General features: G+C 50.6%; 6 protein-coding genes and 1 pseudogene. 5 read left to right on the top strand and 2 right to left on the bottom strand.

The genetic code is table 11. From position 1 onward, the window contains the following. Positions 1 to 91 precede the first annotated feature (91 nt). A complete protein-coding gene (locus ACLD7X_RS15270) occupies positions 92 to 274 on the bottom strand; it encodes a leucine zipper domain-containing protein (protein WP_411424523.1) in 183 nt (60 codons plus the stop codon). A gap of 56 nt (positions 275 to 330) precedes the next feature. After that, positions 331 to 528: a hypothetical protein gene (locus tag ACLD7X_RS15265; protein ID WP_411424522.1), complete on the bottom strand. Its 198-nt coding sequence runs from the start codon at positions 526 to 528 to the stop codon at positions 331 to 333. A gap of 620 nt (positions 529 to 1,148) precedes the next feature. On the opposite strand from ACLD7X_RS15265, the gene ACLD7X_RS15260 reads away from it, so the two are divergent. From ACLD7X_RS15260 to ACLD7X_RS15240, 5 genes and pseudogenes are all read left to right on the top strand, one after another. After that, positions 1,149 to 1,913 (top strand): FkbM family methyltransferase, encoded by a 765-nt coding sequence (locus tag ACLD7X_RS15260; RefSeq protein WP_411424521.1) that lies wholly within the window; start codon positions 1,149 to 1,151, stop codon positions 1,911 to 1,913. Between the two features lie 169 nt (positions 1,914 to 2,082). Further along, positions 2,083 to 2,754, top strand: coding sequence for a class I SAM-dependent methyltransferase (locus ACLD7X_RS15255; RefSeq protein WP_411424520.1), 672 nt, complete (start codon positions 2,083 to 2,085; stop codon positions 2,752 to 2,754). A 204-nt stretch (positions 2,755 to 2,958) separates the two neighbouring features. After that, on the top strand, positions 2,959 to 6,903 hold the full coding sequence (locus tag ACLD7X_RS15250; RefSeq protein WP_411424519.1) for a glycosyltransferase: 3,945 nt from the start codon (positions 2,959 to 2,961) through the stop codon (positions 6,901 to 6,903). Positions 6,904 to 6,999: 96 nt separating this feature from the next. Continuing rightward, positions 7,000 to 7,602, top strand: coding sequence for a transposase (locus ACLD7X_RS15245; RefSeq protein ID WP_425625315.1), 603 nt, complete (start codon positions 7,000 to 7,002; stop codon positions 7,600 to 7,602). Positions 7,603 to 7,733: 131 nt separating this feature from the next. Then, a pseudogene (locus tag ACLD7X_RS15240) lies at positions 7,734 to 8,871 on the top strand (IS630 family transposase). Positions 8,872 to 8,976 lie beyond the last annotated feature (105 nt).

The raw sequence follows: 8,976 nt of genomic DNA, 5'->3' as shown, positions 1-8,976 counted from the left end.
CTGCTGCGGCGTAAACCGGCGCCGGGTTCTGGTGGGGTTGGTCATCGATAGACAGTCTGGTGGTCATGGCGTGACCCCTAACGACTTGTCCTCAAAACCGGGGGAAGCCCACTGGACCACCTGAGCGGTAACGAGCCAGCCAGCGGTAGGCGCAGCGCAGACTGATCCCGTTCTCGGTGGCCAGCTCACGGAGGCTGCGGCCTTGCTCCAGGTGCTGGCTCACGAGCCGGAGGCGGCCCTTCTGAGTCAGACGGGCATTGGGATGGCTATGCATGGAGGCGTGAGGTCTGGGTTGGTGGGTCGCACCTCAACCCGTAGCGGCCTCACACCTCATTCGTCACTGACCACCTGCTGAGACAGAACATCTAGATCACGCAGGCTCTGGCAGCCACTGAGGATTCCGACCACCGCCACCAGCGGCAGATAGCAAGCCGGAAACCGAACCCAGCGCCGCATCCGCGCATCTAGAATCGACCTCAGGTAGATGATCAGGTCGAGAGTGATTTCCGAGGAGGCACTGTCGGCCACAGAGAGGAGGCGATTCAGCCTACCCAACCCATGTAGACAGCCACTGCAAGGCGACCTGTGACAAGCTCGAAGTAACCCTGTCTCAGCCCTGACCTCCCCCTACATACGCCAGACATTCCGGCACTTGTAGAGGGTGGTCATTTGGATGCCCAGACCTTGGGTGATCTCTGCCACGCTTTGGGGGTGGGGGTCGGCTCATTCGCAGGCTGACATCAGCCTTGACGGCCTCGCTGTATGGACGCTTCGAACGGTTTCATAAGGGCCGCTGGTGGTGGAAGGGGCCGAGATTTAGAGGGGGCATCTTCCATCTTGGCAGAGTTGGGCGTGGCCCTTGCGACTCACAGTGCTTCTCCTGCCCAAAAGCTGGCCGCTTGAGAAATTCTTAAAAGATTCGGTTCAGCTTCCGCAGACCATGTCACGCGTCATGCGAATATGTTGCGGCCACCTACAAAAGTGCCCATCCTTTGACGAGCTGGGTTAGCAATGGAAGCATTGAGGGTTTGGCTTTGAACAGCTCTCATGACATTCTTTGGCCTATACTCTTGCCTTAAGCCTGCTGAAAGGTTCTTATGCCACAAGAAAGAGACGTAATTGTTGACATTGGAGGGGTAAGCCACCTCGTGTCATCTGATGACAATTACTTAGATCATATATCTGGCGAGTTTGAGCCGGATATGGTTGGCCTTTTCAAAGCACTTGCTACTGACTCGATTACTGCTATTGATGTAGGAGCCAATATAGGTTGCACTTCATTGCTGTTCAGTACATTGGCTCGGGATGTCTATGCATTTGAGCCATCAAAAACCACCTTTTCTTTTCTGCGTAAAAATATTGAAAGATCTGGCGCAACTAACGTACATCTCGTCAATATTGGGCTTGGTGATAAAGCCGGAGAATACCCATTGACATTTAGCCCTACAAATAGATCCGGAGGCTTTGTCTCTAATCAAACCTTGGCAAGTGTTGGACATGTCACCGAGGCGATTAATATCGAAACGATGGATAGTATATGCAGCTCACTAAATATTCCTGCTGTAGACTTTATTAAGATTGATGTAGAAGGATTTGAGGCATCTGTTCTGCGTGGAGGGAAGTATACGATCCAGCGTAACAAGCCTACAGTTGTTCTTGAACTTAATCACTGGTGTCTAAATGCCTTTCAACGAACATCTGTGCCCGACTTTCTCGATGAGCTTAGATCTATCTTCCCGATACTTCTTGCAGTGGAGGGCAAGTCCTACATGAATCTACATGACACTAGTGACAGCTATATTGTTATGTATAACCACATTTTGCGTCGTAAATATCCCAATATAATTGCAGCCTTCAGTGAGGATAAGTTAAGCCAGTTCAGAACTCAATACAGCCATAGGCCGTTCCATTAAGTAAGCCGGGTGATCATATGTACAAGCGCATGTGCCTATGATCGCACTTGTGATTAACTCTTAACAGCTTGCATGATATCCAATCAAAAACTCTAGCAACATCATGCCATTTGCAATTGAGACTCAAAGATATATATAAAGTCTTACATGCAGCCAGCACCTTACTTTCATGACATCAACACCTTTTGGGTTTTCCAAAGAACAGATTCAAATCTTAAAATCTGGAGGAATCAATGACGAGATGGCTTCATTTCTTGAATGGGAGGCTAGTACATGGTCGATATCAAAGTCTATTGAGATTGGTGTTGCATCTGGAATTGGGTCAAATGCTATCATCAAAGGTGGCAGCCCTGAGCACCATGGAGTTGACATAAATACACGATTCTACCGCGACAAGAACTTCCCCACTGGTGCACTTGCGCTCCACCATCAGGCGTTTTACTTGCACATCGGAACCGTGAAAGATGTTATCCAGGAGATTCCAAAAGTAAACTTTGTATATATTGATGCTGACCATAGGCATCCATTTCCAACACTTGACTTGTGGAACATGGAAATAACTGATCACCTTGAATATCCTTTCAAGCTAATACTTGATGACATCGGACTTGCCATTGCGTATAGAAAAAGCGGATTCCCCTATCGTGGTCCACTTATTCTTAAAAATGCACTCGAAAGCCATTTCCATCAAGAATTGTCACCCGAGATTGACATGAGAGGAATACCATGGCCCAACCAATGCAGCTTTGTAGTTGACAACAGTAGAAATCTTAGGGAATCCTTACTGCAGTCCTTCTCATTTCCATTTGAAGCCGAGCTTGATCCCGCTCAAGTACTGTAGAACACTGTTGGCGGAATGAGGGCATTCTAAGGCTAGTACATATCAGGTGCGTTCAACAGTATTGGTCGAACTACAGAGCGAAGCTCTACTACGCGTTGATATATATTTAAGGCATTAGAGACGTTCAGGCGACAGAATGATGCCATATCAAGATTAATACATAGGCCCCTGTTAAAGTTAATCAAGTCACATGGCCCCACTCCAATGACAGCCAAAGTTCTTATCGTCACATCAGACAGTGGATGGATTCTTGAAAAGCTTGCCCAAGCTATTAAATCATCGTCTGTTAGCCATGCCTCTGACATGGACATAAAATTGGACATTGGGGGCAATACTGTGCGGCATATTGCTTATGGCGAGTATGACCTTATCTATTACATGACTTATGGATCATATACTCAGCGGAAGTCTAGAATTCAAGTTGGGTACTTTACTCATGTAGAAGATGCCTTGGGGCATGAGATGACAAGGCAGAGATTCTTTGATGTTGCCAGAGATATGGACTATGCGATACTACATGGGGAAAGGTATTTAAAACGCTTGAGGTCAGAGGTTGATATTAAGTGCTCATGCCTAAGCCCTGGCATAGATCATGCCAGTTTTACACCAATACTACGTATCGGTGTTTGCGGCCGCACGTATAATACGGGCAGAAAGGGAGAAGATATAGTTCGTGACTTGATAAACCTAGATTTCGTAAAGTTCTACTTTACAGGGGATGGCTGGCCGGGTCAGGCAACACACCTTCCTACATCTATGCTTCCAGACTTCTATAGAGATATGGACTATATCTTAGTGCCATCACTCTATGAAGCCGGCCCAATGTGTATCCCAGAATCTTTGGCAACAGGGACTAGTGTAATTTGTTCGGACGTCGGCTGGGCCAACAAATTTCCAGTCATTACATTTAAGAATGGTGATTCACAATCACTTAAGAACCTGCTCTTCCGCTTGCATCGCAAGAAACTACGACTTTCCAAGTCAACACATGATCTAACATGGGAGCGTTGGGGTAATGAGCATCTAGCTATCTTCTCTCAGCTAATTAAATCTGATGAGACCTTATTCGGTCCTAGTCGTAAGAAAAGTCTCTCAATCTCATTAATACGGCATGGAAGTGAAAATACCGACAAGGGAGGCCCGAGTGTCCGTGTGCCAAGACTCGCTACCACTCTCAAGATGTATGGACACGAGGTTAAGAGTATCTATTGGTCCCATCTACTGGAGAACGCCAATGATGATGTCGTGCATGTATTTAACATCTGGCCACCATCTTCTGCGATTCAGTGTATCCTTGAGGCAAAAGCCAATGGACTACCCGTCGTACTGAGTTCAATCTTCTTAGACTTGAGGTATACAATGTATGCCGCGGGCGAATTTTCCAAGCTCCTTATATCAGAAAAAGACCCTGATCAGATAACTCTTGAGGCGGCCGAAAGCTATTCTACTCTACGCGATCAAAATCTCAGAGATATACTGGCAATAGACTATCGAGAACATGTTCATAGCATGCTGCTGATGTCAGATCACGTAATATGTCTTACCGAGCATGAGCGAGAGTGCCTTCTAAGTATAACAAGTGAAGACTTTCGAGCAAAGACTAGCATTATTCGGAATCCGCTCCCTCTCCTCTGCGAGATCAACGAACCCACTCATGACAGGTGCAGTCAGCCCTCATTCTCTGAACATTTTAATATTCGTACGCCGTTTATTCTTTGTGTTGGGCGGATAGAGTCACGCAAGAACCAACTCATTCTTGCGAGAGCTATCAAGGAAATTAATCATGCCGGCATTATAGCTAGAGTGGCTCTTGTAGGCTCAAGAGGTGGGCCTAAAGGATACTGCGAAGCTGTCTTCTCAAATCCCCAGAATGTCATAGAGATTGGTTATCTCGACAATAACTCACCACTGTTGCGATCTGCATATCAAGAATGTGCATGCTACGTTCAGTTAAGCTTTGCAGAAGGGATATCTCTAGCCACTTTAGAAGCGTACCAATATTCTGCTAGAGTCTTGATTACCTTGACGGCGCCGAATATAGAATGTTTTGGTGACGACGTCGATTACCTAGAGCCTGTCGATCTCTCAGGCCTCACTGACTATATAAAAAGAATTCTCAATGTAGGCACTTCGTTTTTATCTGACAATCCTAGGCGAAGTCATTATGCAATGTCTTGGTCATTACATGCCAAGCAAACGCTAAAAGCATATGACATGGCATTGGCCAATCACGAGGCTGGCCACGCATCTTTATGGCAATTAACCCAAAGACTTAGCCGTCACCGTGCAATTAGTCCTAGCAGAGGAAATCTATTAGTTGACCTTACAACCCTATGCAACAACAAAGGGACCCCGTCGGGGATAGCAAGAGTAGAGCATATAATTACAACATCTCTTCTTGGGCTTACCACTTCGATCAATCTTATCTGTTGGAATGGATCCAACCACGCCTTTCAAGTTGTTGATAGAGATGACTTTGCTGCCCTTAACCTATCACAATATATCAAGGACTTGACAGGAGGGCAAGCAGTAGGACAATGCTGCGATGCGTATGTTAAGTCTACCATTAAGCATGGTTCTACTTATCTAGTCTTTGGAGGGGCGTGGATAAGGAATGGGCGCTATGTGGAGCACATAGTCCAACTGGTTTCCAAATATAACCTCCGACTTATTCTTATGGTTCATGATATTATTCAATACGTCAAGCACTGGTGGTATGGAGCTGAATCAACAGAGTTTATTCAGAACGCTCGACGTATAATTCCTTTCTGCAGCAAGATCATATCTATATCCGACCAGACCACGCAAGATCTTCTTCGATTCTGCACTGCTGAGCAATGTATATGTCCTCCTATTTTCAGGATCACTCAAGGCGCGGATAATCTTGGCAGAGGCGCATTGCCTCCCTCCAACGATGCCTCTAAGCAACTACTCGAGTCATTTATTTCCGCAATTGGCGACGGAAAATTTATTCTATGTGTTAATGCGATTGACATCAGAAAAAATCATTTAATGCTGTTGTCGTGCTGGGAGATCTTGTTTGATGAGCTCGGATCTGAGTGTCCGTCATTGGTGATGGTAGGCAAGCGTGGCTGGAACTCTGATTACTTTGTGTCTCAACTGCTCCACCATAATCTTTTCAATAAGAAGCTTTTCCTGTTGGAGGGGATTTATGATAACGAACTGCAATGGCTATATTCTCATGCATCAATGTGCTTGAATCCTTCCCTTTATGAGGGATGGGGAATGCCTGTCGCGGAGGCTGTGCTGCATGCAAAGCTATGCCTTGTTTCCAGTGCCTCATCGCTGAAAGAAGTTGCACCATATCATTCCATTCTCTTAGATCCTTGTAATCCAAGAGAATGGGCCGAGACCATCTCTATCTATATACTGAATCCGGATCTCCTTGATGCATGGGAGAACTATGTTCGCAGCTCTTATGATCCTCCTAAGTGGACTGACGCTGCTCAGGCTATCATTAACTGCGTTGATGACGCCCGCGCTTTAGTATCGTTCGCTCCTGTGATTGCGTCCTCGAGAAAGATCCGATTCAATTCTTCCTGTCAGGAGTCTAGGGCCTATCTATTTGGCTTTTGGGAGTTGGGTCGGCACTCTGTGTGCTCGAAGGAGCAAGGGGCCGCGCTATGTTTTTACATTCCATCAACGGTCTCAAGTATCTCTATTGATCTGGACTATCGGCTTCCGGATAAGTGCTTTGACCTGTCTTGGCGGGTCTATGTTGATGGAAGCGTTTCTTTGTCCCGTTCTGTTGGGAGTCGAATTGATGTCTCTTTTCGCCCATCTGTTGACGCCGCTACTTTGCGCCATGTTTTTATTGAGTTTAGCTATAAGGTTGTAGGCGCTGGTTTGGAATTGCGTGGTGAGCGCGTAGTTAGGTTGCCTGGGCTGGAGCTATTTGCCGCTTCTATTGTTATGACGCTTCGATCCTCTGCAGATACGCCTGCGATCGTTGAGGCTCATCCTCTCTCGCTCGGAGAGCTGTTCCATCGTAGAAATAAACTATCCTCGCATGCCTTTGATGCCTTTGTTCTCCACCATGCTAGCTTAATCGTTGATGACTTTGATAGGCGCGAGTTTCTGCGAAGTGCTGATCTGATTAGGCTGATGTCGGCCAAGGCGTTGGGCTAGGATGATGCTGTTATGAGCTTTGACTGCGGTAGATCCTAGTCTGCCGGCCCGGAAATAGCCACTAGAATATGAAGTGTCTCTTTTGGGAGCTGTTCCATGCCTGTGTGTCGGCCCACCCCCGCTTTCAGGAAAGATGGCACCCTTCTCAACTTCACACCCGGGGCCTTGATGGAGAAGAGATGGAGAAGATCAATGCGTCGTTACAGCGAGGCTGTCAAGGCTGATGTGAAACGGCGGATGAGCCCGCCGCAGCGGGAGAGCGTGGCGCGGATTTCCGAGGAGCTGGGCATCCATCTGGTGACCCTCTACAACTGGAGGAAGACCTGGCGTCTGCAGGGAGAGGTGGTGCCCGCATCCGAGAAGGAGCCAGAAGGGTGGAGCGCTGCCGACAAGTTCACGGTGGTGCTCAAGACCGCTGGCCTCAACGACACCGAGCTCGGCGCCTACTGCCGGGAGCGGGGTCTCTTCCCTGAGCAGGTGAGCCGCTGGCGTCAGGCAGCCACCGATGCCAACGCCGCGCCGTTGCTGTCGATGGCCGAACAGAAGGAGCTGGAGAGGCTCCGCGCCCAGGACCAGCGAGAGATCAAGGCCCTCAAGAAGGAGCTGCAGCGCAAGGAGAAGGCCCTGGCGGAGGCGGCAGCGCTGCTGGTGCTGCGAAAAAAGTGGGAGGCCTTCTGCTTGGAGGACGCGGAAGGCTGACGATTGCCGCGCACCGGCAGAAGGCGATCGAGCTGATCGGTGAGGCCAAGGCCAGCGGCGCCACCCTCAGCGCTGCCTGCGGGGAGATCGGCATTTCCCTGCGCACCCTCAAGCGCTGGCGGCGTGCCTTCCTGGGTGATGGGGACGGTGAGGACCGGCGTAAAGGCAGCCCCCGCCATGTCGCTCACCGCCTGAGCGAGGAGGAAAGCCGGCTGATCCTGCTCACCTGCAATCAGCCGGTGTACGCCTCGCTGCCCCCAGGACAGATCGTGCTGGCCTGTGGTGCTGGCGAAACCAATACAGCCATCGCCAATCGGATGGGCCTGAGCGGCATGACCGTCGGCAAGTGGCGCAAGCGCTATCGGGACCAGGGGTTGGAAGGCCTGCACGACGAGCTGCGTCCTGGCCGCCCGCGCACCTACGAGGACGACACGGTGGCCGAGGTGATCAACCGGGCCCTGCAGACCAGGCCGCCCGACGGCAGCACCCAATGGAGTGCCCGCTCCCTGGCAGCGGCGACGGGCATCTCCAAGACCACCGTGCACCGCTGGCTGCAGACCTTCTCGGTGCAGCCGCACCGGCAGAAGCACTACCGCTCCGCGGAAGCCTGACGGCTACAAGCTCTCCACCGATCCGTTCTTTGTGGAGAAGGTCAGGGACATCGTTGGCCTCTACCTGAACCCGCCGGACAAGGCGATGGTGCTCTGCGTCGACGAGAAGACCCAGATCCAGGCCCTGGACCGCACCCAGCCCCTGCTGCCCATGGGCCTGGGATACGTGGAGGGGGTGACGCATGACTACATCCGCCACGGCACCACCACCCTTTTCGCCGCCCATGAGGTGGCCACCGGTGAGGTGTTCACGCAGTGCAGGCCACGTCACCGGCACCAGGAGTTCCTGGGCTTCCTGCGCCAGATCGAGAAATCAGTGCCGGATGACCTGGACGTGCACCTGATCGTGGACAACTACTGCACCCACAAGCACGCCAAGGTCCGTGCCTGGCTGGCGCAGCGGCCCCGCTTCCACGTCCACTACACACCCACCTACGCCTCCTGGCTCAACCAGGTGGAGCGCTGGTTCGGGATCATCACGCAGCGAGCGATCCGGCGGGGCAGCTTTTCCAGCGTCAAGGAACTGATCGCCAAAGTCGAGCAGTTCGTGGCCGCCTACAACAAGACCAAGGCGCCGTTCAGCTGGACCGCCACGGCGGATTCAATCCTCGAGAAGCTCCAGCGACTTTGCTCGCAAATCTCCGGGACGGGACACTAGAAGCGTGTCGCGCATAAGCCCGCACGCCCCCTTTCCCCAGCCACCGCTGAATCTGCCCAGAACCCAGTGACTGCAATGGATCTGGAGGCGAGAATGGGGCATGGT

The sequence above is a fragment of the Aphanothece microscopica RSMan92 genome, from assembly GCF_046613545.2.
Taxonomy (GTDB): Bacteria; Cyanobacteriota; Cyanobacteriia; order PCC-6307; family Cyanobiaceae; genus NIES-981.
The sequence above is the reverse complement of the archived record's forward strand: the minus strand, read 5'-3'. Positions and strand labels throughout refer to the sequence as shown.

Bases quoted from the DNA above. Each gene is read 5' to 3' on its own strand.
- ACLD7X_RS15270 (WP_411424523.1), bottom strand. From the start codon at position 274: ATGCATAGCCATCCCAATGCCCGTCTGACTCAGAAGGGCCGCCTCCGG.
- ACLD7X_RS15255 (WP_411424520.1), top strand. From the start codon at position 2,083: ATGACATCAACACCTTTTGGGTTTTCCAAAGAACAGATTCAAATCTTA.
- ACLD7X_RS15250 (WP_411424519.1), top strand. From the start codon at position 2,959: ATGACAGCCAAAGTTCTTATCGTCACATCAGACAGTGGATGGATTCTT.
- ACLD7X_RS15245 (WP_425625315.1), top strand. From the start codon at position 7,000: ATGCCTGTGTGTCGGCCCACCCCCGCTTTCAGGAAAGATGGCACCCTT.